1 rRNA gene is annotated in these 210 nt (G+C 51.0%); it reads right to left on the bottom strand.

The features are described 5' to 3' along the window. Position 1: 1 nt before the first annotated feature. Positions 2-210: ribosomal RNA gene (locus H6A20_RS13440) — 23S ribosomal RNA — on the bottom strand; the annotation flags it as partial.

Here is a 210-nt window from a genome sequence, read left to right as displayed (position 1 = left end):
GGTTATGCCCTCGACCGATTAGTAACAGTCAGCTCCATGTGTTACCACACTTCCACCTCTGCCCTATCTACCTCGTCGTCTTCAAGGGGTCTTACTACTTTCGTAGGGATATCTCATCTTGAGGGGGGCTTCACGCTTAGATGCCTTCAGCGTTTATCCCTTCCCGGCTTGGCTACTCTGCCATGACCTTGGTAAGTCAACAGATACACC

This window comes from Mordavella massiliensis, from assembly GCF_016901695.1.
Taxonomy (GTDB): Bacteria; Bacillota; Clostridia; order Lachnospirales; family Lachnospiraceae; genus Claveliimonas; species Claveliimonas massiliensis_A.
The sequence above is the reverse complement of the archived record's forward strand: the minus strand, read 5'-3'. Positions and strand labels throughout refer to the sequence as shown.